This is a genomic window from Nonomuraea roseoviolacea subsp. carminata, assembly GCF_024172185.1.
Taxonomy (GTDB): domain Bacteria; phylum Actinomycetota; class Actinomycetes; order Streptosporangiales; family Streptosporangiaceae; genus Nonomuraea; species Nonomuraea roseoviolacea.
Genome location: NZ_JAMZEC010000001.1, coordinates 1,025,716 through 1,049,561 on the forward strand (window position 1 = coordinate 1,025,716; position 23,846 = coordinate 1,049,561).

Consider the following 23,846-nt stretch of genomic DNA (forward strand, 5'->3'; position numbering starts at 1 on the left):
CCCGGCCCGCCCGCTCCTCACCCCGACTCGGCCGTTCCGCCACGCCACCCGGCCTCAGCTCATCGCCCTGACCGCCTCCACCCCAGCCCCCGTCGCGAGCGGCTCTCCTCTGGAGACCGCGCCTCAGCTCCCGGCCGGATGCGCCACATCCGCCACCGGGCCTGCCGCCGCCCCGATGGGCTCGGCCGGATGCGCGACAGGGCTGGGTCCACCAGTGGGCCCCACCCTGAGGCCGCCTGCTTGCCTCGCTCCTCACCGGGCCGATCGAGAGCTGACCGGGCTTCTCACGTCCGAGGCCGGTCGAAAGTCTCGGCGGCTCGCTGGAGTCGAGCGCGGCGCGGGGCGAGCGCACGGCGGGCCAAGGCCGCGGAGGGCTAGCCGGCGGACGCGGCACGGGCAGACCGGCAGGACCCCCGGTCGAGGAGAGCTCGACGCCCGCCTCCCGTGGCGGGCTGGGCCTCACCCCCGGGTGCCGTCGCGGTCGCGGGCCGCCGGGGCCGCGAAGTTGAGCTGGGACTCGGCGTCGAAGCCCGCGAGCTGTAACAGCTTCTCCAGCGCGGCCTGCCGCGTCTCCTCCACGGTCTCGCCCCGCTCGCCGAAGCAGTCGGCCGCCACGTCGAGCACGGCCATGACCACCGCCGCGTCCGGGTACGGCACGTCGATCACGATGGCGCCGTCCTTGGCCCGGTCGGCGGGCACCAGGTGCAGCCGCAGCAGCCGGCGCATCTCCTCGGCCATGGCGACCCCCAGCACGGCCGCGCGCTCGAACTTCTCAGCAGCAAGCATGACACTCTCCAGTCGCACAGGTGTTCGGGAACACCAAAGCTAGCCTGCGCCACCGACAGAATCCGCCTTCCAGAACCCCGCCCCGGCACGCGCGCGGCAAGATCGGCCGCAATAGGCTCGAACGGTGTACGAGAAGTCCGTCGTCGCCGACGACCTCCACGTCGCCCTCGGCGGCGAGCCCGTGCTCCAGGGGTTCTCGCTGAGCACCTCCCCCGGCGAGATCGTCGCCGTCGTGGGCCCGAACGGCTCGGGCAAGTCCACCCTGCTCCGCTGCCTGGCCGGGTTGCAGCCGGTCGAACGCGGACGGGTCACCGTGTTCGGGGTCGCGCCCTCCGACGACGCCGCGTTCTGGCGGGACGTGGCGCTGCTGACCGACGAGCCCGCCTGGTACCCGGGCCTGACCAGCCGCGAGCACCTGGAGCTGGTCGAGGCCGTCCACGGCAAGCCCCGGATGACCGCGGAGACCGCGCTCGGCCTCTTCGAGCTGACCGGGCGCGCCGACGCGCCGCCGCAGAACCTCTCCACGGGGCAGCGTCAGCGCCTCTCCCTCGCCGCCGCCTTCCTCAGGCCCAGCCGGCTGCTCCTCCTCGACGAGCCCGAACGCGGCCTGGACACCTCCTTCCGCGTACGGCTCGCGGAGCTGGTCGCCGCGTACGCGGCCGAGGGCGGCACGGTGGTCATGGCCACCCACGACCCCGCCCTGGCGGACTGCGCGCGCCAGGTCTCCCCCGCCGGCCAGGCGACGCCATGACGCCCCCGCCCTCCCACTCCCCCGCCCGAAGGACGACCGCGTGAACGCCTCCGCGCCCCCTTCAGGAGGACGATGACCGGGCTCTCCCCGCTCCCCTCTCATCGAAGGACGACGGCAGGCTCTCCCCGCACCCCTTTCGCATGACGACGGCTGGGCTCTCTCCGCCCCTCTCCCGGGGGAGGACGGCTGGACTCCCCCGGTCCCCCCGCTCCCCCGTCTGAAAGCCCCCACCCTCCCTCTCGAAGGACGACCGCGTGAACCCTCCCCCCTCCCCCACCCCCGCCTCCGTGCGGCAGTTCCTGCGGCGGCGGCGGGGCCCAGCCGGCGCCCTGGACCGGTACGTCACCGGGTTCGGCCTGGCCCTGATCGCCGTGATCGCCGGGCAGCCGGTGTCGTCCCTGATCGCGAGCATGGCCGGGCAGGTGACACCGGCGCGCATGAGCGCGGGGCTGGCGCTGGTGGTGCTGGCCTTCGCCGGGTTCGTCGCCGCGGCCCGGGCCGCGGGGCCCGTCGCGCTGCCCGCCTCCGACGCGTCCTGGCTGCTGCTGTCGCCGCTGGCGCGGCGCGGGGTCCTGGGCCGGACGACCCGCCTGCTCGCGGTGACCGCCGTGGTGGCGGGCGCGCTGCTCGGGCTGGGGCTGCTCGCGGCGATGGGCGCTCCCGACGGGCTCCTCTGGCGGCTGGTCGCTGCGCTGGTGCTGGGCGTGTCCGCGACGGCCGGCGCCATGGCGCTGGCGGTGCTGGAGCAGGCGTCGAGGCTCTGGGACGGCTGGCTGGGGATCGCGCTGACAGGGCTGGTGACGCTGGCCGTGGTCCTGAGCGCGGCGGAAGTCGCCGCCGAGACGGCCCGCCCGGCCCTGACCGGCACCGGCCTGGCCACGGAGACCGGGTTCCTGTCCCAGAGCGGGCTGACGTCCGGCGGTGCGCTGACGTCCGGGGGTGCGCTGACGTCCGGCGGTGCGCTGACGTCCGGCGGTGCGCTGACGTCCGGGGGTGCGCTGACGTCCGGCGGTGCGCTGACGTCCGGGGGTGGCGGGCTGGTGTCGGGCAGCGAGGCGGCCTCCGGGACCGTCGCGGGGGTCGTCCCGGCGGTTCACCATGCGGTTCTGGGGGCCGTGGGCGCCGTGGCCGCCGCTCCTCCGGCGGCTGTCGCGGTCGTCGCCGCCTCGGCCGCTCTCCTCGTACGGCAGGCATGGACGGCCATCGGACGCATGCCGGCCCGTGCCGTGCTGGCCGCCTCCACCCGGACGGCGCACGTCACCCGCGCGGCCGTGCTCCTGGACCCCGGCGTGCTGACCTGGATCGCCGAGGACAACCACTGGCGGGCCGGCAGGCTCCGGTCGAGAAGGTGGCCGTCGCTCCCGGCGCCGGCGGCGCTGGCCTGGCACGACTGGCGCCGCCTGGCCCGCCGTCCGGGCCGCCTGGCCGCGATGGCGGCCTCCGCCGCGCTCCCCGCCGTCCTGGCCCGGGCCCTGGGCATCACGGCGCCGGGCACCACGGCCACCAGCATCGCTACGGGCATCACGGTGACCGGGCCGGGCGTGACCCCCGATATGTCGGCGCTTGGTGCAACGCCAGATATGTCGGCGCTGGGGATGACACCAGATATGTCGGTGCTTGGCGTGACGCCGGACATGATCGGATTAGCCGGGAGCGCGCCTGTCGCGGCCGTGGCGGCACCGTCCCTGACCGCCGTGGCCGTGACCGCCGGTGCCGTGCTGGCCGGCGCCATGGCCGTGGCCGCGGCCGTCGCGACGGGCGCGCGGCGCGACGCCGACAACCCCGCCCTGAGCCGGCTCACCGCCGTCGGCCTCAGACCGACGCTGGCCGCCCGCGCGGTGCTGCCCGCGCTGCTCGCCGCCGCCTGGACGGCCGCCGCCCTCACCGGCCTGACCCTGGTGGGCGCGCTGCCGTCCGGGGCGTGGTGGGCGTTCGGACCGGCGATCGCCCCGGCCGTGGCGGCGGGGGCACTGCGGATGGCGCGGCGGCGTCCGGTCGACCACTCCATGCCGGTCATCGACACCCCGGGCGGCGCCATCCCCACGGGGCCGCTGCTCTGGGCGCTGACCGGCGCCGACGTGGCCCTGGCGGGCTGCCTGCCGGCGCTCGTCGCCCTCCTGGCGCCGCCGGACGACCTGGCCGGGCCGCTCGCCCTCCAGGCCGTCGCGAGCGCGGCGGCGCTCGCGGCCTAGCTGGTGCGAGCCCGCAAACCCGCGAACGGCCGCTGAGCCGCTACCGGCCCGCGAACGCCCGCTGAGCCGCTACCGGCCCGCGAACGCCCGCTGAGCCGCTACCGGACCGCGAACGCCCGCTGAGCCGCCACTGACCCGGGAACGCCCACTGAGCCGCCACCGGCCCGCGGGGGCCGTCAGCGCTCGGGCTTTCAGCGCTTGGACTTGTCGGCGCTGGAGTCGGTGGACAGGGCGGCGACGAACGCCTCCTGCGGCACCTCCACCCGGCCGACCATCTTCATGCGCTTCTTGCCTTCCTTCTGCTTCTCCAGCAGCTTGCGCTTACGGGAGATGTCACCGCCGTAGCACTTGGCGAGGACGTCCTTGCGGATGGCGCGGATGTTCTCGCGGGCGATGACGCGGGCGCCGATGGCCGCCTGGATGGGCACCTCGAACTGCTGCCTCGGGATCAGCTCGCGCAGCTTCTTGGCCATGTCGACCCCGTAGCCGTACGCCTTGTCCTTGTGCACGATCGCGCTGAAGGCGTCGACCGCCTCGCCCTGCAGCAGGATGTCGACCTTGACCAGGTCGGCCTCGGCCTCGCCGGCCGGCTCGTAGTCGAGCGAGGCGTAGCCGCGGGTGCGGGACTTGAGCTGGTCGAAGAAGTCGAAGATGATCTCGCCGAGCGGCAGCTCGTAGCGGATCTCGACGCGGTCCTCCGACAGGTAGTCCATGCCCTTGAGCTGGCCGCGCCGCCCCTGGCAGATCTCCATGATCGCGCCGATGAACTCGGCCGGGGCCAGGATCGTGGACTTGGTGACCGGCTCGAAGACCTGCGCGATCTTGCCGCCGGACGGGAACTCCGACGGGTTGGTGACCGTGTGCTCGGAGCCGTCCTCCATGATCACGCGGTAGACGACGTTGGGCGCGGTCGAGATCAGCGACAGGCCGAACTCGCGCTCCAGCCGCTCGCGCACGATCTCCATGTGCAGCAGGCCGAGGAAGCCGACGCGGAAGCCGAAGCCGAGCGCGGCCGAGGTCTCCGGCTCGTAGACGAGCGCGGCGTCGTTGAGCTGGAGCTTGTCGAGGGCCTCGCGCAGCTCGGGGTACTCGTCGCCGTCGATCGGGTAGAGGCCGGAGAACACCATGGGCTTGGGGTGCTCGTAGCCGGCCAGCATCTCGCCGGCGGGCTTGGCGGCGGAGGTGACGGTGTCACCGACGCGCGACTGGCGGACGTCCTTCACGCCGGTGATGAGGTAGCCCACCTCGCCGACGCCGAGGCCGAGCTCGGACGGCTTGGGCTCGGGCGAGATGACGCCGATCTCCAGCGTCTCGTGGGTGGCGCTGGTGGACATCATGAGGATGCGCTCGCGCTTGCTCAGATGGCCGTCGATCACCCGGACGTACGTGACGACGCCGCGGTAGGTGTCGTACACCGAGTCGAAGATCAGCGCGCGGGCCGCGGCGTCGGCCTTGCCGACCGGCGCGGGCACGGAGGCGACCACGTGGTCGAGCAGCTCGCGCACGCCCTCGCCGGTCTTGCCGGACACGCGCAGCACGTCGGACGGCTCGCAGCCGATGAGGCCGGCGAGCTCCTCGGCGAACTTCTCGGGCTGCGCGGCGGGCAGGTCGATCTTGTTGAGCACCGGGATGATGTGCAGGTCGGCGTTCATGGCCAGGTAGAGGTTGGCCAGGGTCTGCGCCTCGATGCCCTGCGCGGCGTCGACCAGCAGGATCGCGCCCTCGCACGCCTGGAGCGAGCGCGAGACCTCGTAGGTGAAGTCGACGTGGCCCGGCGTGTCGATCATGTTGAGCACGTGGCCGTCCCACGGCAGCCGCACGGCCTGGGACTTGATCGTGATGCCGCGTTCGCGTTCGATGTCCATCCGGTCGAGATACTGGGCGCGCATGGAACGGTCGTCGACCACGCCGGTGATCTGCAGCATCCGGTCGGCAAGGGTCGACTTGCCATGGTCGATGTGCGCGATGATGCAGAAGTTGCGGATCAACGCGGGGTCGGTCTGGCCAGGCTGAGTGCGCACCGAAGTCCGTTTCGACAGGGTTGAGGTCAAGCGTCTTTCATGGTGACATGCCCGGGTGATCCCCCGAACCGTCATCCGCCGCGGCCTGCGCCTGCTCGCGCTTGCCTTGGTCGTCGTGGTCGCGCTGGTCGGCCTCCTGGCCGCCGCGTTCCGCGTCCAGTTTACCGGCGACCCGGCAGGCTGGGCGAAGAGCACGGACAACGACGCCCTCTGGCTCGGCCACATGTGGGTGGACGGCCGCCGCACCCGGGCGGACGTGGCGGAACTGGCGGAGCGGCTGCGGGGCACGGGCATCAGGGACCTGTACGTCCATTCGGGGCCGTTCGAGGCCGATGGCCGCCTTGATCCCGCCAAGTACCCCGCCGCCCGAAATTTCGTGAAGTGGGTGCATGCGGCGCTCCCCGGCGTCCGCGTCTCCGCCTGGCTCGGCCAGAAGGTGGACGGCGTCCTCGACCTGGACGACGCCCGCTCCCGGGCCAACGTCCTGGACGGTGTCCGCGCGGTGGTCGCGGCCGGCTTCGACGGCGTCCACTACAACTTCGAGCCCATCGGCAGCGGCGACGAGGAGTTCCTCGACCTGCTGGCGCGCACCCGCCCCCTGACCAGGCTGCTGTCCACCTCGACCCCGCAGATCGAGCCGTACCCGCTCATGCGCCCGGCGGCCCGGCTCGCCCTCTCCCACGACAAGTACTGGTCGCAGGACTACTTCCGGCGGGTGGCCGAGCGCGTCGACCAGGTGGCGGTCATGACGTACGACACGGGCATGCCGATGCGGCCGCTCTACGGCGGGTACGTCGCGCGCCAGGCGGAACTGGCCCTCGACCTGGTCCCGGAGGACCGGCTGCTGCTCGTCGGCGCCCCCGCCTACCACGACCACGGCGTCTCCTGGAGCGACGACGCGGAGAGCGTGGCCGACGCGGCCCGCGCCGCCCGGCTGGCCCTGTCGGAGCACGGGTCGGAGCACGGCCGGCGCGAGCGGTTCGGCCTCGCAATGTACGTGGACTTCGCGGCCACGGAGCAGGACTGGAGGGAGTACGCTTCGGAGTGGCTCATCGACGGAGCCCACCCAGGTCGTTGATTTGAGCAGCCACCTGGGTTATTGGTAATCTGTTCAACTGCGTGTGGCGCGCCCTCTCTCGAGCCCGCGCGCCCCATCCATCACCCAGACTTTCACCGAGGCTTCTTCGTGGCGAACATCAAGTCCCAGATCAAGCGCAACAAGCAGAACGAGAAGGCTCGCCTGCGCAACAAGGCGGTCAAGTCGTCCCTGAAGACGGCCGTTCGCAAGTTCCGTGAGGCGGCCGAGCAGGGCGACGTCGAGCAGGCCGCGGCGCTGCAGCGCGACGCCGCCCGCCAGCTCGACAAGGCCGTCAGCAAGGGCGTCATCCACAAGAACCAGGCCGCCAACCGCAAGTCGGCGATCGCCAAGCAGGCCGCCGCCCTGGCCGCCAAGTAGGACGGTTCTTCCGAGCGCCGCACTTCCTCGTGAGGTGCGGCGTTTGTGTTTGCGCGCCCGATAGCGCCCCGTGACCACGATGTCCAGCCGCGCTGTGTCACAGTTTCGATATCACATCGGTATCGCCGGGCCGTATCGGGTCCGTCACCGTTGACAAGATCCCTTGCCCTGTCCACCGCCGTTCCCCAGAGTTCTCTGAGAAACCGGCGGAAGGGGGCACGGTGCGGGGGCCGTGGGTGCTCAGGCGCGCGCTCAGCGAGCCATTGCTGCTGCTGGCGGCGTTCGGATCGATCCTCCTGGCGACGACCACGCTGGTCTCGCTCACCATGTACGCCACGTCCACGGCCGAGGCGGGCGTGCGCCGGGCGATGGAGACCGCGTCGCTGCGCCAGGTGGCCGCGATCGTCTCCACCCCCGTGACGGCCGAGACGTTCCCCCGGCTCGACGCGGCCGTGCGCGAGCGGATCGGCGCCGCCTACGCGGGGGCCCCGGTCACGATCACGACCGCCTTCCGCTCCGACTCGTACGTGCTGCCCGGCCAGGAGCGCCGCGAGCGCCCCGGGCTGCTCAGGTTCGGCTCCTACGACTCCCTGGACCGGCACGCCAGGCTGGTGACCGGCTCGTGGCCGCGTCCCGCCCCGGCCGGGGCCCCCGTGGTGGAGGCTGCCGTGTCCCTCTCGGCGGCGTCGGCGGCCGGGTGGGAGGCCGGGCAGGAGTTCTCGACCCAGGGCCGTCTCGACCACCGGACCGTGCGGGTCCGCGTCACCGGCGTCTTCCAGCTCGACGACCCGTTCGGCGACCGCTGGGCCGGCGAGCAGCTCCTCAGCCGGGGCGTGGAGAGCGGCGACTTCACCACCTACGGCCCGCTCATGGTGCCGCGCGAGACCTTCCTGCCCCGCTTCGCCACCAACGTGAACACCACCTGGACCGCGGTCCCCGACCTGCGCGGCATCACGCCCGAGGCGCTGCGGCCGTTCGCCGCGCGCGTGGCGGGGCTGCGCCAGGCCCTCCAGGACGGCGGCTGCGGCTCCTGCACCGCCACCAGCCGCCTGCCGGAGTTGCTGACCCAGCTCGGCACGGCCGCGCTGGTGGCCCGCTCCACCATGCTCATCCCGGTGCTCCAGCTTCTGCTGCTCGCCGCGTACGCCCTCATGCTCACCGCGCGCCTGCTCGCCGACCACCGGCGGATGGAGGTCGCGCTGCTGCGCTCGCGCGGCGCGGGGACGCCCCGCCTGGCCGCGCTCGCGGCCGGCGAGGCGCTGCTGGTGGCGTTGCCGTGCGCGCTGGTCGCGCCGTTCCTGGCGCCGCCGCTGCTGTCGCTCGTCGGGTCGCTGCCGTGGATCGCCGCCTCCGGCGTGCGGCTCGCGCCGCGGGCCGACCTGGGGACGTTCCTCGTCTCCACGGGCGTGGCGCTGGCCTCGGCGGTGCTGCTCGTGCTGCCCGCGCTCGCCGGCGCCCGCCGTACGTACGTGGAGGAGCAGGCGGCCCGCGGGCGCGGCGGGCGGGGCCTGGGCGAGCGGGCGGGCGCCGACGTCGCGCTGCTCGTGGTGGCGGCGCTGGCCATCTGGCAGCTACGCCGGTACGGCGCGCCCGTCACCGCCACCGCCACCGGCGAGCTGGGCATCGACCCGCTGATCGTCTCCGGGCCCGCGCTGGCGCTGCTCACGGGCGGCATGCTGGGGCTGCGGCTGGTGCCGCGGATCTCCCGGCTCGCCGAGCGGCTGACCGCCCGCCGCCGCTCGCTCGCCCCGGCGCTCGGCGCCTGGCAGGTGAGCCGGCGCCCGCTGCGGTACTCCGGGCCCGCGCTGCTGCTGACCATGGCCGTCGCGATCGGCGTCATGTCGATGGCCACGGCGGCCACCTGGCGCACCTCCCAGCAGGACCAGGCCGACCACCGGGCGGGCGCCGACCTGCGGCTGTCCGGGCCGCCCGACGGGCCGGAGCTGGGGGCGCTCGGGCGCGGGACGGCGTTCGCCGCGCTGCCCGGCGTCACGGCGGTCTCGCCCGCGTTCCGCGGACAGGCGGAGTTCGGCGGCGGCGACGCGGTCCTGCTCGGGCTCGACGCCGCGCGGCTGACGGAGCTGTTCCGGCTGCGCCCCGACCTGTCCGACCGCGGCGCGGGCGAGCTGTCGCGCGCCCTGCGCCCCGCCGGGCCGGGCTCCGGCGGGCTGGAGATCCCCGGCAAGCCGGCCGCGCTCGCCGTCGAGGCCCGCTCGGACGCCGCGGCGCCGCTGCGGCTGACCTTCTCCGACGCGCTCGGCGTGTGGCGGGAGCTGCCGCTCGGCACCCTGAAGGCCGGCGCCAACCGGCTGGAGGCGTCCCTGGACGGGCTGACCGGCCGTGACGGGAAGATCGCCTACCCGCTGCGCGTCCGCGGCCTGGCCGTCGGGCCGGTCGCGGACGGCACGGCCGAGGTGACGCTGACCGGCCTGGTCGCCGGCGGCCACCCGGTCGCCCTGCCGGGAGCCGGGACCCTGGAGGTCACGGCGGCGCGGCCGGTCGTCTTCACCCCGGGCCGGGCGCCGGCCCAGGAGCCGCTGCCCGTGGTGCTCACCGCCGGGCTCGCCGAGTCGCTGAAGCTGCGGACCGGGCAGATCGGGCGCGTCACGCTCGACCGGGACGTGGTCGAGGTGGAGGTGGCGGGCATCGTCGAGCGGATGCCCACGACGGCCGGCGACCAGCAGGCCGTCCTCGCGGACTGGGGCGCGCTCCAGGCCCGCGCGCTGGCGGCGGGACAGCAGCCGAGGCCCGCGACCGAATGGTGGCTGGCCGTGCGCGACGGCGACACCGGGCCCGCCCGCGCCGCCCTCGGCCGCCACCCCCAGTGGGACGTGACCGCGGTGGACCGGCGCGAGGTGACCGCCGCGCTGCGCGACGACCCCCTGGCCGGCGGCCTGCAGGGCGCGCTGATCCTCGGCTTCGTGGCGGCGCTGGTGTTCGCGGTGCTCGGGTTCCTCGTCAACGCCACGGTCGCGGCGCGGGAACGGTCGGCGGAGTTCGCGGTCCTGCGGGCCCTCGGGGTCAGCTCGCGGCAGATGCTCGGGCTGCTGGTCGTGGAGCAGGCGTTCGTGGTCGGGCTGTCGCTGGTCGCGGGCACAGCGCTCGCCGCCGTCATGGGTGTGCTGGTCGTGCCGCACGTCGTGCTGACCGGGCAGGCGTCGGCGGTCACGCCGGACGTGGTGCTCGACGTCCCCTGGGCCGCGACCGCCGGCATGCTGGCGCTCGTGACGGCCCTGCTGTTCGTCATCGTCGCCGGGCTCGCGCGCAGCGTGCGCGGGCGCGGCGCCCGCCTCGGGGAGCTGCAGTGAAGCCCTTGACGCGCGTCCGTCTCGGGAGGGCGCTGTGAGGTCATGTACGCCTCCGTCTCGGGAGGGCGCTGTGAGGTCGTTGGTGCCGGCGCGCGTCCACCTCGGTCCGGTGGCGCTGCTCGCCGTCCTCACGCTGAGCGCGTGCCTGCTGGTCGGCGGGCTGCCGCGCGCCCTGCAGGCGTCCTTCGACGACGCGCTGCACGCGGCCCTGCGCGGCGCTCCGGCCCTCCAGACCGACCTGCTGGCGCAGGTGGAGCCGCCCAGCGCGGAGAACAGCCTGCGCGAGCCCGCCCAGTTCGCCGCCGCCGACGCGCGGCTGCGCGCGCTCCTGCCCCCGGCGCTGCGGCCGCTCGTGCTGCCCGCCGGCCAGGGCACCAGCCACATGAGCGCCGTGACGTACGACACGCCGGTCCACGGCTCCAGCGGCAAGCGCTACCTCAACGTCGGCTGGCTGTCCGACGCCGACCGGCGGGTGCGCTGGACCGAGGGCCGCCCGCCCGGCGCCCCGAGCTCCATGACGTACCAGCGGGAGACCATCCCCGTGTTCGAGGTCGGCGTCTCCGAGGACGCCCGCGCCAGGATGGGGCTGAAGGTCGGCACCACGCAGATCCTCGGCGAGAGCGACTACGCGGCCGTCAAGGTCGTCGGCGTGTACGCGGCCGTGGACGCGGCCGACCGCTACTGGAGCCTCCACAACGACGTCGTCCGGGTCGTCGAGACGCTGCCGCCCGGCGGGCTGGAGGTGGAGCGGCGGGCGACCGCGCTCATCTCCGCCGCGAGCCTGTCCCGGCTCGACGGCGACGACCGCAACCTCGTCTACACCTGGACGCTCGGGCTCGACCCGGGCGCGCCCACCTCGCTCGACGCCGCCGACGTCGAGGCCGCCATCACCGACTACGTGCGGGCCGTGACGGTCGAGCCGGCCACGACCGCCGGCCGCTACCAGCTCAACACCCGGCTGCCCGAGCTGCTCGACAAGTTCCTCACCGCGCAGAACACGGCCCGGACCGTGACCGTCCTGGTCCTCGGCGGGCTGCTGGCCGTGGCCGTCGGCGTCATCGTGCTGGCCGTACGACTGCTGTCGGAACGCGCCGACACCGCCCTGGCGCTCGCCCGGGCGCGCGGCGCGTCGCTGCGGCGCCTCGCGGCGGCCGGGGCCGGACCGGTGGCGCTCGCCGCCGTGCCGGCCGCCGTCGCCGGGTACGCCCTGTCCTGGCTGGTGCCCGGCCCGCCCACCCTCGTCGTCCACGCCGGACCGGCGCTGGTGCTCGCCGTGGCGCTCGGCTACGCCGCCGCGCGGCCGGTCGTCGCCCACCGCACGCCGCTGCGCGAGCGCCGCGACGACGTGGCCGCCGCCCGGCCCCCGCTGCGCCGGACCACACTGGAGGCGCTGGTCGTGGTGCTCGCGCTGGCCGGGGCATATCTGCTGCGCTCGCGCAGCCTCGCCGGCGAGGCCGGGGACGACCCGTTCCTGCTGGTCGTGCCGGTGGCACTGACCGTGGCCGCCGCGCTGGTCACGATCCGCTGCTACCCCTACCCCCTCCGCCTCCTCGTCCGGCTGGCCTCGCGCGGCCGGGCGGCCGTGCCGTTCCTCGGCCTGACCCGGGCGGCGCGGGCGCGGCCGGCCAGCGTGCTGCCGGTGCTCATCCTGCTGCCGGCGCTGGCCGTGTCGGTGTTCGCCTCAGTGATCTCCGGCGCGGTGGAGACGGCGCAGCGGCAGGCCGCCTGGCAGGCCGTCGGCGCGCCGATCAAGGTGACGTCCCGGGTGGAGCTGCCCGCCGGCGTGGTGGAACGGGTCAGGGCGGTGCCCGGCGTCGAGCTGGTGGTGCCCGCGCAGACCGGGCAGGTCCAGCTCGGCTACACCGGCGAACGGGCCGAGGCCATCGCCGTGGACGTGGCCGCCTGGCGGCGGGTGCTGGAGGACTCACCGGCCGGCCTGCCCGCGCTCCCCGCGTCCGCCTCGGGGCTGCCCGCGCTGGTGTCGCCCGAGCTGCACGGGCGCGGCACGATGGACATCGGCTGGCAGGCCCGAACCAAGATCACCGAGGCGGGGGTGGTCACGGCCGTGCCCGGGTTCTTCACGCGCGGCAAGTTCCTCGTGACGCCGCTGCGGGTGAACGCGCGGCCGTCCGTGAACACCCTGCTCGTCAAGGGCGACGCCGACCCGGCGGCGGTGGCGCGGGCCGTCGGGCAGCCGCTCGCGGTCGTCACCTCCCAGGCCGCCGAGCTGGCCGCGATCCGCGACGCCCCGCTCACCGGCACCGTGCGGACCGTCCTCGGGATCACCACCGTGGCGCTGGCCGCGTACGCGCTGGTGGCCGTGGTCGTCATGCTGGTGATCGGGGCGGCGGACCGGACGCGGGCGCTGGCCTTCCTGCGTCCGCTCGGGCTGTCGGAGCGGCAGGCGCGCGGGCTGACCACCCTGGAGATCCTGCCCCTGGTGCTCGTCACCGCCCTGGTCGGCCTGGGGCTGGGGCTCGCCCTCCCGGCGGCGCTCGGGCCGGGCATCGACCTGTCGTCGTACGCGGGCGGGGTGGCCGTCCAGGGGTACGCCCCGGACCTGGCCGTGCCGGTGCTGCTGGCGGCGGGGCTCGCGGTGGCCGCCGGGCTCGGCGCGTACGTCCACACGGCGGCCGGGCGCGGACGCGGGCGCGGCTCGGGTGCGACGCTCCTGCGGACGGGCGACCTCACATGACCGGCCACGCCCCCATCCGCGATTCCCGCCCCGTCGCGGGCGGGCTCCCTTCGACCGACCCACGCCCCCACCCCGTCGCGGGCGAGCTTCCTTCGACCGACCCACGCCCTCACGCCGTCGCGGGCGGGCTCCGTTCCATCGTCACCGATCCCCACCCCCACCCCGTCGTGAGCAGGTGATCCCGCCATGAACCCCACCCTGTCCGAGCTGGAGGCCCAGGCCGGCGCGCCCAGGGCCGCCTTCGGCGGCGACGCCCACATCGTGTGCGACAACCTCGTGCGCATCTACAAGACCGAGGGCGTCGAGGTGGTCGCCCTCCAGGGCCTGGACCTGCTCATCGACGAGGGCGAGCTGGTCGCGGTCGTCGGCGCGTCCGGCTCCGGCAAGTCCACCCTTCTCAACGTGCTGTCCGGCCTGGACGTGCCCACCGCGGGCGTGGCCAGGGTGGCGGGCATGGACCTGCTGTCGATGACGGCCAAGGACCGCCTGCGCTACCGGCGGGAGGTGGTCGGGTTCATCTGGCAGCAGACGGCGCGCAACCTGCTCCCGTACCTGACCGCGCGCGAGAACGCCGAGCTGCCGGTACGGCTGGCCGGCCGCCGCGGCAAGGGCCGGGCCATGGAGCTGCTGGACCTGCTGGGCGTCGCCGACCGGGCCGGGCGCAGGCCCGGCGAGCTGTCCGGCGGCGAGCAGCAGCGGGTGGCCATCGCCGTCGCGCTGGCCAACTCGCCCCAGCTCATCCTGGCCGACGAGCCCACCGGCGAGCTGGACAGCGACACCTCGGAGGAGGTGTTCGACGCCCTGCGCAAGGCCAACAGGGAGCTGGGCGTGACCGTCGTCATCGTGACCCACGACCCGCTCGTGGCCGAGCAGGTGGACCGGACGATCGGCATCCGCGACGGCCGTACCAGCAGCGAGACGCTGCGCCGGGAGGGCGCGGAGGGGCAGGTCGTCGCCGAGGAGTACGCCGTGCTCGACCGGGTGGGGCGGCTGCAGCTTCCGCGCGACTTCATGAACGCCCTGAACATGGAGCGACGGGTACGCCTGGAGCTCGAATCCGACCATATCGGCGTATGGCCGGCCAGAGAGGAGCCCTCGAGTGAGCAGTGAGCCCTTGGTCGTGGTGGAGGGGCTGCGCAAGGTCTACCGGACCGGACCGAAGGAGGTCGTGGCGCTGCGGGAGGTGACGTTCGAGGCGTACCCCGGCGAGCTGATCGCGATCCGCGGCCGGTCCGGGTCGGGCAAGACCACGCTGCTCAACCAGATCGGCGGCCTCGACCGGCCCGACGCCGGCCGAGTGGTCGTCGCCGGGCAGGAGGTCACGGCGATGGCCGAGGACGACCTGGTGGGGCTGCGCCGGGACGTGGTCGGGTTCGTGTTCCAGTCGTTCGGGCTGGTGCCGGTGCTGTCGGCGGCGGAGAACGTCGGCGTTCCCATGCGGCTCAACCGCATGCCGGCCGGCGAGCGGGAGGAGCGGGTGCGGATGCTGCTCGCCCTCGTCGGGCTGGACAAGCACGGCAACCAGCGGCCGTACGAGCTGTCGGGCGGGCAGCGGCAGCGCGTGGCCATCGCCCGGGCCCTGGCCAACCGGCCGCGGCTGCTGGTGGCCGACGAGCCCACCGCGCAGCTCGACTCGCAGACCGGGCGGCAGATCATGGAGCTGCTGCGGGCGCTGGTGCGCGGCGAGGGCGTGACGGCGCTGGTCGCCACCCACGACCTCGGCCTCATCACGCTCGCGGACCGGGTGCTGGAGATCGCCGACGGGGTGCTGCACGAGGTGGTCCCACAGGCGTCCTGACGATCGCCGCGAGGTTCGCCGCGGCGACCAGCGCCCCGGCCGCGAGCAGCAGCCCGGTCGTCCCGGCCAGCGCGGCCAGCGGCACCGCCACGGCCAGCCCGAACGGCCGGGCCGCGAACGAGATGAGCTGGTCCAGCGACCGCACCCGGCCGAGCGCGCCCTCCGGGATCTCCTGCGCCACGACGGTCTCCCACAGCGGGCTCAGCACGCCGAGGCCGCACATGGCGGCGAAGTAGGCGCCCGCGATGACCCAGGCGGGCGCCGGGACGGCCAGGGCCGCCAGCGGCAGGGCGTACAGGGCGGCGGCGACCTGCACCACGACGATCGGCCGGCGCATCCTCGTGGTGCCGGTCGCCGCGCTGATCGGCCCGAGGATCGGCAGGCGCGGCGCCGCCAGCACGCCCAGGACCAGGCCCGCCGTGCCGGCCTGCGCGACCAGCACCCACGCGCCCTCGCCGCCGAGGTGCGCGACGGCGGTCAGCGGGCCGAGGGTGAGGAAGAGGCCGGCGGTGAGGTGCCAGACGCCGTGGCCGAGGACGCTCCGCAGGAACCAGGGCCGCACCCGGACCTCGCGCCACCCCTCGGCCAACTCCCGCCCGAACCGCTTCTCTGCGGTCTCTCGGTTCGCCGACGCGCCAGTCCGTCGATCGGCCGAAGCGTCCGTCCGGCGATCCGCTGACGCGCCAGTCCGTCGATACGCGGGCGCCTCAGCCCCGCGGAAGTCGGGCGCCTCAGCCCCGCGGAAGTCGGGCGCCTCAGCCCCGCGGTTCTCGTACGCCTCAGCCCCGCGGAAGTCGGGCGCCTCAGCCCCGCGGTTCTCGTACGCCTCAGCCCCGCGGAAGTCGGGCGCCTCAGCCCCGCGGTTCTCGTACGCCTCAGCCCCGCGGTTCTCGTACGCCTCAGCCCGGCGGTTCTCGCGCGCCTCAGTCCGGCGGTTCTCGGGCGTGACGTCGCCGGAGGTGCGGATGCCGCCCAGGGTGAGGGCCGAACCGGCGAACAGCAGGCCGGTCAGCGCGGCGGCCCAGCCCGGGCCCACGGCCATCGCCATGCCACCGGCCACCGCGGGGGCGGCCACGCCGGACACGCTCGTCACGACACCGATACGCGCGTTCACGCGCAGCCGGTCGGCCACCGGAACAAAGGCCGCCACCAGGCGCGGTACGGCCGGCATGCCGAACGCGATGGCCACACCGGACACCGCCGACAGCACGGCGAGCACGGCCAGCCGCCCGGACCCGGCGACCAGTTCGGCGCCGATCGCAACCTGGGCCAGGCAGCGTACGAGGTCGGCCAGCAGGATGACCCGCTCGGGACGCAGCCGATCGGCCAGCACCCCGCCCACCGGGAGGAACACGAGCAGCGGGACCAGCTCGCAGGCCAGCACCACTCCCAGAGCGCCGGACTCGTGTCCGTGGGTGCGCAGGACGGCGAGGGTGAGGGTCGTGGGGATGAGCGCGGTGGCCAGGGCGGACAGCCCGCGCCCGACGAGCAGGCGACGTGTCATGGCCAGGGAGCATATTTCGCCAGCGAATCTTTCGTCAACGAATATTATGTTGACTACCGTATTACGGCTCGAACGATCTTTCGCCGGCGAACGCTTCGTCGCCGAACGCTCCCGCCTCGGCCGACGTATGATCGGGTGCGTGGAGGACGACTCGGTCGATCGGCACCTGGCGCGCTGGCGCGGCAAGGCGCCCTACGACGAGCGGGTCGAGGGTGTCGTCACGCGCATGCAGTTCCTGGTCAAGCACCTCAAGCAGTTCAAGGAGGCGGCGCTGGCCCAGGTGGGGATGCAGGACTTCGAGTTCGAGACGCTGCACCGGCTGGTGGCGGCCGGCGGGTCGGCCACGCCGTCGAAGCTCGCCGCCGAGATGCTGCTGTCACCGGCGGGCATGACCGGCCGCCTCGACACGCTGGAGCGCTCGGGCCTCGTACGCCGCGTCCGCGGGTCGGACGACCGCCGCCGGGTGGACGTGGAACTGACCGCCAAGGGCCGCGAGCTGTGGACGGAGGCGATGGCCATCCGGGCGCGGGTGGAGTCGGAGCTGGTCTCGGCGCTGGACGCGGACGAGCAGCAGACCTTGGACGCCCTCCTCAAACGCCTCATGATCCAGGCGGAATCCCGCCGCTGACCTGCACCCGGCCCTCCACCACTGAGGAGCCCGAACCGGCCGACGCCCTATGAGCACCGAACCAGCGACCCCACGCCCAGCCCTCCGCCACTGAGGCGTCAAGGTAGGCCCGGACCCCGCTCCTTCGCTGCGTAGCGTATGAAGGACCCGAGGCGCCCCGAGCCGCAACTCTCCACTACTGCCGGGCAGCCCGTGCTGCGTCTCGGCTTCTATCGGCCCGTGCGGCTGGCCACGATGACCTGGACGGCGTGTTCCAGCGCGTACGCCGGGTCGGCGCCGCCGCCCTTCACCTGTTCGTCGGCGTCGGCCACGGCCTGGATGGCCCGCGACAACCCCTGCGGCCCCCAGCCGTTGAGCTGCCGTTTGACCCGGTCGATCTTCCAGGGGGGCATCCCCAGGTGGCTCGCCAGCTGGCCGCCCCGCAGGTTGCGCGGAGCCCCGGCGACCTTGGCGATCGACCTCAGCCCGCCCGCCAGCGCGCTGACCAGCAGCACGGGGGCGACTCCGGTGCCGAGCGCCCAGCGCAACTGCTCCAGGGCCTCGGCCAGCCGCCCCTCCACCGCGGCATCCGCCACGTTGAACCCCGTGACCTCCGCCCGGCCCTTGTGGTAGCGGGCCACAGCGGCGACGCCGACCGTCTTCTCCTCGGTGTCGAAGATGAGCTGACTGCACGCGGCGGCCAGCTCGCGCAGGTCGTTGCCCACGGCGTCCAGAAGTGCCTGGGCGGCGTCGGAGGCGATCGAGCGGCCCGCCCGCTTGAACTCGCTCTTGATGAAGTCGAGCCGCTCCCCCGCCTTGGTCGGCTTGGCCACGGTGACGACGTGCGCCTTGGCCTTCTTGAGCCCGTCGACCAGCGCCTTGCCCTTGGCGCCGCCCGGATGCGCCAGCACCAGCACGGTGTCACCCGACGGGTGGGAGGCATAGGAGACGACCTCCGCGGCGACCTCCTTGGCCAGGTCCTGCGCGGACCTGATCACCACCACCGACCGGTCGCCGAACAGCGACGGCGAGGTGAGCTGGACCAGGTCCCCGGTCCCCACCTTGGACCCCACGAGGTCGTGCACCTCGGCACCCGGATCGCCGGCCCGCGCCGCCGCCACGACGGCGCCGACGGCCCGCTCGGCCAGCAACTCCTCGTCGCCGACGACCAGGGTCACCAGTGCTGGATCGCTTCCCGCCATGTCGAGCAGCATCCCACGCTCCACCGACAACCGGGTACTCGACGACCCCGTCCGCCCCATCACCGACTCACCATCCCGGACCTGCCCTCTCTTGGGACGAGCGACGTTCGCACAAGACCCAACCCACCATCCGTCAGGCAGGACCTGGGCCAGCACCCGACAGGCAAGCCTTAGACCACCTGACAAGCAAGATGTGGACCAGCACCGGACAGGCGCGACCCAGGCCACCCACCTGGCAGACTGCCCCAGCATCACGGAGGCGGCTCGGAATCCTCCTGACCGGCCGCTATCACGGAAGAGGCCCGGAATCCTCCCGTCCCCCGCCATCACGGAGGAGGCCGGGCATCACCTTGCCTGCCCCGGGACACGATGGCCAGGCGTCCCTCCCGTTCCACCACCGCGAGATCTCCCGACCGATCCGTCCGGTACACGCGGGCGCCCAGGCGTTGCAGAAGCGACAGAGTCGGTTGCGCCGGATGGCCGTAGTCGTTGCCCGCGCCCACGCTGATCAGGGCGGCGCGGGCTCCGACGGCGGCGAAGAACGCGGGGTCCTGCCGGGGTGAGCCGTGGTGCGGGACCTTGAGGATGTCGGCCTGGGGAAGCAGGCCGCCGCGCAGCAGATCGTCCTGGGCCTCGGTCTCGATGTCGCCGCTCAGCAGCGCCGAGCCGGTCCGCCAGCGTACGTGGACGACGACACTGGAGTTGTTGGCGGCGCTGCCCTCGCCCTGGCCGGCGGGCGCGGCGCGGGCGGGTTCGGGGGCCAGGACGGTCAGCTCGGACGGGCCCAGCCGCCAACGGGCGCCCGGCGGCGCGGTCCACTGGGGGATGCGGCGCCGGGCGAGGTCCGCCGACAGCCGGGACGCCTGCTGTTCGAGTGTGCGCTGCGGGCTGACGACGACGGCCCCCACCCGCCGGCCCCTCAGGACGCCGGACAGTCCGTCGATGTGGTCGGCGTGCGGATGGGTGAGGATGACCAGCGGGACGTCGGTCACGCCAAGGCGGCGCAGGCAGCGGTCCATGGTGACGGGGTCGGGGCCGGTGTCCACCACGACGCCCCGTCCCTGGCCCGCCGCCAGGACCAGGCCGTCACCCTGGCCGACGTCGCACACCACCATCAGCCACGCCTTCGGCGGCCACGGAGCGACGATCGGCCGTACGACCAGCAGCACGACCAGCGCGCCCGCCGCCACCGCCAGCGCCACGGCCCGCCAGGCGCGGCGCCTGGTCAACAGCGTCGCGACGACAGCCGCCAGGGCGAGCAACCCGAGACCCGCGAGGCCGCCCGGCCACGGCAGGGTGGCGAGCGGAAGGCCGACAGCCCAGCCGGCCACCGTGATGATCCAGCCCACCGCGTAGCCGGCGGGGACGACGATCAGCTGCGCCGCCGCCGGCCAGAACGGCGCCACCAGCGCGGCGGCGAACCCGAGCAGCGTCGCGGGCGCCACCGCCGGACCGGCGAGCAGGTTGGCCGGGATCGCCGCCAGGGACACCTGGCCGGCCATGAGCACGAGCACCGGTGTCACGGCGACCTGCGCGGCGCAGGGCACGGCGACGGCCTCGGCCGCCCATCCGGGCAGCCTCGTCCTCAGCTTCAACCGGTCGCGCCAGCGGGGCGCCAGGAGGAGGATTCCGGCCGTCGCGCAGACCGACAGGGCGAAGCCGTACGAGACCGCCAGGTCGGGCGAGAAGAGGAGCAGCAGGAGCACCGCCGCCGAGAGAGCGGCGATCCCGTCCTTGGGCCGGCCGGTGGCGAGGGCGACGGCCGCGACCAGGCCCATGAGGAGGGCTCTCAGCACGCTCGGCGAGGGCCGGGCGACCACGGCGAAGCCGATCATGGCCATGGCGGCGAAGCCCGCCCTGAGGGTGAGCGGGAGTCCGACGAGGCGGGACAGGGCGAGCGCCGCGCCCGCCACGATGGACAGGTTCGTGCCGCTCACGGCATTGAGGTGGTTCAGGCCGGAGTCCTTGAGGTCTGCGCTGACGTGGGGGTCCATGCGGGAGACGTCGCCCACGACGAGGCCGGGCAGAAGGCCGCGCTGATCGGCGGGGAGGACGTCGGCCGCTGTGCGCAGACCTTGCCTCAGGGTGCCGGCGACGGCTTGGACGCGGCTCGGGGGCGTGAGGACGCTGGGGGTTCCGCGGACGAACAGGACGGCGGCGGTCAGTTCGCCCGGGGTGGGCTCGGCGAGCCGCGCGGTGACCTGGACGCGCTGGCTGGGTAGGAGAGGACGCCATCCGGGGCCGTGGGCGAGGACGAGGACGGGGAGGCTCACTGCTTCGCGGCGGCGGGGTGTCCGGTAGGAGTCGAGGGTGGCGTGGACGACGGCCTGCTCCTGGCGGAACCGGCCGAGTTTGATCCTGGGGTCGTCGGTGAGGGTGATCTCGGCGGTGATCGTCGCTCCTTGGTGGGCGAGCACGGCGACGGGGCCCGTGGTGACGGCGTGAACGCGCGCGGCGACGGACGCTGAGGCGGCGGCCGTGCAGACCAAGGTGGCGATGATGAGGTTGCGCCAAGGGCGTGGGCGGTGGCCTCGATCTTGGTGGCGATCGTGGCCGGGTCGGGTGTTGCCCGCGCGACTGTCTTCTCCTTGGGTGTGCCGGTCATGGTGGGGGTTGTCGCCTAGGTGGCGCGTGGTGTCTGCGTGGGAGTCATTGTCCGCGCGAGGGGTGCCGTGCAGGCGCAGACGGTCGTCTGTGTGCGGGCTGCCGTCCGTGCAGGGTTGGGCGCCATGGGGCTGCTCGTGCGAGTGGGGGTGGTCGCGGGAGTGCTGCTTCGTGTTGCCTCCGGAGTGCCTGTCTGTGTGGACGTTGGCTTCGCGGGTGCGGTCGGCGTGGTCCGCTCCTCCGGAGCTTTCGTGTGTGTGGGGAGTGGCTTCCTGGGTGAGGTGGCTGCGGCGGCGGGTGATGAGTGCCGCGGTGAGGGATCCGAGGGCGGCGAGGGCTGACACGGTGAGGGCGGCGGCGGGAGAACTGTGCAGGAGTGCCAGGGTTGCGGCCCAGGTGGCGAGGGCCGGGCAGGTGAGGATCCAGACGTGAGCTCCGGCCGCCGCATTGGTTGTTTCCTCGGCCGGTGGCGTGACTGGGTGCGGGCTGGTGGTTCGATCGCCGGATCCGTCGAGGGCGGGGTCGGAGGTGGAATCGCGCGGCGTGTCGGAGGTCGACCCGGGGGTGGCGTGGCGGGGCATGTCAGATGCGGACCTTGTCCTTGAGTTCCTCGTACTTCTTGGTGCCGATGCCGGGGATCTCCTGGAGCTGGGTCACGCTGGTGAAGCCGCCGTGGGTGGTGCGGAAGTCGGCGATGCGTGCTGCCAGGACCTCGCCCACGCCGGGAAGCTGCTCCAGTTGGTCGGGGGTGGCGGTGTTGAGGTCGAGGACCGTGGTGGCGGGGTCCGTGAGAGGCGGGGCTTGGGGGTTGCCGACGCCGGGGGCGCCGACGGTGATCTGTTCGCCGTCGATGAGGCGTCTGGCGAGATTGACCGTGGAGGCCGCGGCGGGCTGACGTACTCCCCCGGCGGCCTTCACCGCGTCGGCCACGCGGGCGCCCATGGGGAGGGTGTACATGCCGGGCTTCCGTACCTTGCCGGTGATGTGGACGGTGACCTCGCCCGTGGGGGTCGGCGAGAGGAGCGGCGTTGGGCGGGACACCCTTTCTTGGGGTGTGGGGGATGTGATGGGGAGCGGCTCCGGGGTTGGTTCTGAGCGCCAGAGGAAGACGCCTGCCGCCAGGGCTGCCAGGGCCGCGAGGAGGACGAGCACGCGCAGGCCCGGGCGGCCGGGGTCGAGGGCCGGTGCCTTGGCCGTGATGGCTGCTCGGAAGGCTTCGAAGGAAGGGGGCAAGGTCGGGGGCAGTGGTGGTCGGGATGGGGGTGGGGCGGGTGCCGTCCTCTCACTGCCCCCAACCTCGTCGCTGCCCGGCGTCTCGGTGACGCCACCGATGTGCCGGCTGAGGGCATGCCAGTTCAGAGCATGAGGGCTCAGGGCATGCCGCACTGTGTTTTGGGGGCGCTGGGCAAGGTCGTGCGGGGTTGGGGCGTAGGCGTCGCCTACGGGGATGTGCGAGGCGTGCCGGACATGGGTGTCGGCGTCCGTGGAGTGGTCGTCAGCAGCGTGGGGGTCCCAGGAGGCAGCCGTCAGAGAGCGCGAGTCCGTGGAGCGGGCGGGTCGTGTCGGGGCGGGGTGAGGGCGGCGGTGCGGTCTGGCGGCGTCCCATGCGCGCGCGTCGTCAGGAGGGTTGAGGGTGCGGGAGTCGGCCTGCGTCGGGTGAACAGCGGGGTGGCCGGCGGCGCTCGGGGCGCTCTCTTGGGGATGTACGTCGGCGATGTGGTGGGCGGCTGCGTGGTTCGTGGAGTGCGTGTACGGGTGGCGGCGTTCACCGGCGCGGATCGACGGGGCGAGCGGCGCAGTGGGTTGAGGGTGGTCCTGCGGGAGGGCGGGCGGCCGAGCAGCCGGAGTGTCCTGGAGGGCGGATATGGGGCGGGGGCGGCGGCGGGCAGGAGCCGTGAGGGAGCGCAGCCGCGCCTCGGCCACGGTCCGCTCGTCGATCAGGTCCTGGGAACGCACGTCCCAGAACGTACGGCCCCACCCCGCTCCCGGAATCGGGCGAACGAGGTTCTGGGGATGAGGGGCCGAGCGTCGCGCGTTGCTGTGGAGAACCGGCCGGAAGCCGGCCTACGGGCCGGCTTCCGGGCACACCGTCAGGCCGAGCATGCCGGGTCCCACGTGCACCCCGATCACCGCCCCCACCTCGACGAGCTGTAAGTCCGTCACCTCGGGCAACCGCTTCGGCAGGCGCTCCGCCAGGGCCCTGGCCCGGTCCCACCCCGCCAGGTGCTGGACCGCCACCCGCGCCGGACCCCGGCCGGCCGCCGCGACCGCCAGGTCCTCCAGGCGGGCGATGGCCCGCGTGGCCGTGCGGACCTTCTCCAGCAGGACCACTCGCCCGTCCACGAAGTGCAGCAGCGGCTTGATGGCGAGCGCCGAGCCGAACAGCGACGCCGCCGTGCCGACGCGGCCGCCGCGGCGCAGGGACTCCAGCGTGTCGGCGTAGAAGAACGTCCGGGTACGGGCCGCGCACCCCAGCGCCGCCCGGACCACCCCCTCCAGCTCCTCCCCCCGGGCGGCGGCGTCGGCCGCGGCCAGGACCGGGAAGCCGAGTCCCATGGCGATGGAGCCGCTGTCGATCACCTCCACCGGCAGCGGCGCCTCCTTGGCGGCGATCCGGGCCGACTCGGCCGTGCCGGACAGCTCCCCCGACAGGTGGATCGACACGATCTCGGTGGCTCCGGCCGCGGCCAGGGCCGCGTAGCAGGAGGCGAAGCGGGCGGGCGCGGGACGCGAGGTGGTGGCCGCGTGCAGGTCTCCCGTGAACGCCCCCTCGTCGCACGACGTGCCGCCCGACACCACCTGTACGGGTACGACCGAGACGCCCGGCGTCGGGGGCAGGTAGGCGGTGGAGTCCGTGACGACGGCGACCGAGGGCGGCATATCAGGAGAGTAGCCAGTTCGGGATATTTCAACCCTGCCGGT

Annotated in this window: 16 protein-coding genes; 9 read left to right on the forward strand and 7 right to left on the reverse strand. The window is 74.1% G+C overall.

Going from position 1 to position 23,846, the window contains the following annotated elements; translation table 11 throughout:
* Positions 1-459 precede the first annotated feature (459 nt).
* Positions 460-786 carry a hypothetical protein gene (locus HD595_RS04715; RefSeq protein ID WP_253765942.1) on the reverse strand — a complete coding sequence of 109 codons (327 nt, stop codon included), beginning with the start codon at positions 784-786 and terminating at the stop codon, positions 460-462.
* A gap of 124 nt (positions 787-910) precedes the next feature.
* On the opposite strand from HD595_RS04715, the gene ccmA reads away from it, so the two are divergent.
* Positions 911-1,537, forward strand: a complete 627-nt coding sequence (ccmA, locus tag HD595_RS04720; protein ID WP_253765944.1) for a heme ABC exporter ATP-binding protein CcmA — start codon at positions 911-913, stop codon at positions 1,535-1,537.
* Positions 1,538-1,791: 254 nt separating this feature from the next.
* Complete coding sequence (locus tag HD595_RS04725; protein WP_253765946.1) at positions 1,792-3,729, forward strand: DUF6297 family protein; 1,938 nt, start codon at positions 1,792-1,794, stop codon at positions 3,727-3,729.
* A gap of 191 nt (positions 3,730-3,920) precedes the next feature.
* On the opposite strand, the gene lepA is transcribed toward HD595_RS04725, so the two are convergent.
* Positions 3,921-5,750, reverse strand: a complete 1,830-nt coding sequence (gene lepA, locus HD595_RS04730) for a translation elongation factor 4 (RefSeq protein WP_253765948.1) — start codon at positions 5,748-5,750, stop codon at positions 3,921-3,923.
* Positions 5,751-5,805: 55 nt separating this feature from the next.
* On the opposite strand from lepA, the gene HD595_RS04735 reads away from it, so the two are divergent.
* The 6 genes from HD595_RS04735 to HD595_RS04760 all read left to right on the forward strand — a co-directional run bounded on the left by HD595_RS04735 (position 5,806) and on the right by HD595_RS04760 (position 15,007).
* Positions 5,806-6,828: a glycoside hydrolase family 18 protein gene (locus HD595_RS04735; protein ID WP_253765950.1), complete on the forward strand. Its 1,023-nt coding sequence runs from the start codon at positions 5,806-5,808 to the stop codon at positions 6,826-6,828.
* A gap of 108 nt (positions 6,829-6,936) precedes the next feature.
* On the forward strand, positions 6,937-7,206 hold the full coding sequence (gene rpsT / locus HD595_RS04740; RefSeq protein WP_175594977.1) for a 30S ribosomal protein S20: 270 nt from the start codon (positions 6,937-6,939) through the stop codon (positions 7,204-7,206).
* A 221-nt stretch (positions 7,207-7,427) separates the two neighbouring features.
* Entirely contained in the window at positions 7,428-10,514 is a 3,087-nt protein-coding gene (locus tag HD595_RS46600; protein WP_253765952.1) for an ABC transporter permease, read from the forward strand.
* Positions 10,515-10,584: 70 nt separating this feature from the next.
* Positions 10,585-13,209: an FtsX-like permease family protein gene (locus HD595_RS04750; protein ID WP_253765954.1), complete on the forward strand. Its 2,625-nt coding sequence runs from the start codon at positions 10,585-10,587 to the stop codon at positions 13,207-13,209.
* Positions 13,210-13,395: 186 nt separating this feature from the next.
* A complete protein-coding gene (locus HD595_RS04755; protein ID WP_253765956.1) occupies positions 13,396-14,319 on the forward strand; it encodes an ABC transporter ATP-binding protein in 924 nt (307 codons plus the stop codon).
* Positions 14,309-15,007 carry an ABC transporter ATP-binding protein gene (locus HD595_RS04760; RefSeq protein ID WP_253765958.1) on the forward strand — a complete coding sequence of 233 codons (699 nt, stop codon included), beginning with the start codon at positions 14,309-14,311 and terminating at the stop codon, positions 15,005-15,007. Before HD595_RS04755 ends, HD595_RS04760 begins: the two co-directional genes overlap by 11 nt.
* On the opposite strand, the gene HD595_RS04765 is transcribed toward HD595_RS04760, so the two are convergent.
* Positions 14,937-16,511, reverse strand: coding sequence for an MFS transporter (locus HD595_RS04765; RefSeq protein ID WP_253765959.1), 1,575 nt, complete (start codon positions 16,509-16,511; stop codon positions 14,937-14,939). The genes HD595_RS04760 and HD595_RS04765 overlap by 71 nt on opposite strands.
* Before the next feature lie 139 nt (positions 16,512-16,650).
* Here HD595_RS04765 and HD595_RS04770 point away from each other — a divergent pair, with 139 nt between their 5' ends.
* Positions 16,651-17,139, forward strand: a complete 489-nt coding sequence (locus HD595_RS04770; protein WP_253765960.1) for a MarR family winged helix-turn-helix transcriptional regulator — start codon at positions 16,651-16,653, stop codon at positions 17,137-17,139.
* A gap of 209 nt (positions 17,140-17,348) precedes the next feature.
* On the opposite strand, the gene holA is transcribed toward HD595_RS04770, so the two are convergent.
* The 4 genes from holA to HD595_RS04790 form a co-directional block, all read right to left on the reverse strand.
* Complete coding sequence (gene holA / locus HD595_RS04775) at positions 17,349-18,332, reverse strand: DNA polymerase III subunit delta (protein ID WP_253765961.1); 984 nt, start codon at positions 18,330-18,332, stop codon at positions 17,349-17,351.
* A 314-nt stretch (positions 18,333-18,646) separates the two neighbouring features.
* On the reverse strand, positions 18,647-20,809 hold the full coding sequence (locus HD595_RS04780; RefSeq protein ID WP_253765962.1) for a ComEC/Rec2 family competence protein: 2,163 nt from the start codon (positions 20,807-20,809) through the stop codon (positions 18,647-18,649).
* Between the two features lie 697 nt (positions 20,810-21,506).
* The gene (locus HD595_RS04785) at positions 21,507-21,965 is read right to left on the reverse strand and encodes a ComEA family DNA-binding protein (protein ID WP_253765963.1); all 459 of its coding nucleotides are present in this window, start codon (positions 21,963-21,965) and stop codon (positions 21,507-21,509) included.
* A gap of 1,023 nt (positions 21,966-22,988) precedes the next feature.
* Positions 22,989-23,804: a DegV family protein gene (locus HD595_RS04790; protein ID WP_253765964.1), complete on the reverse strand. Its 816-nt coding sequence runs from the start codon at positions 23,802-23,804 to the stop codon at positions 22,989-22,991.
* Positions 23,805-23,846: the final 42 nt, after the last annotated feature.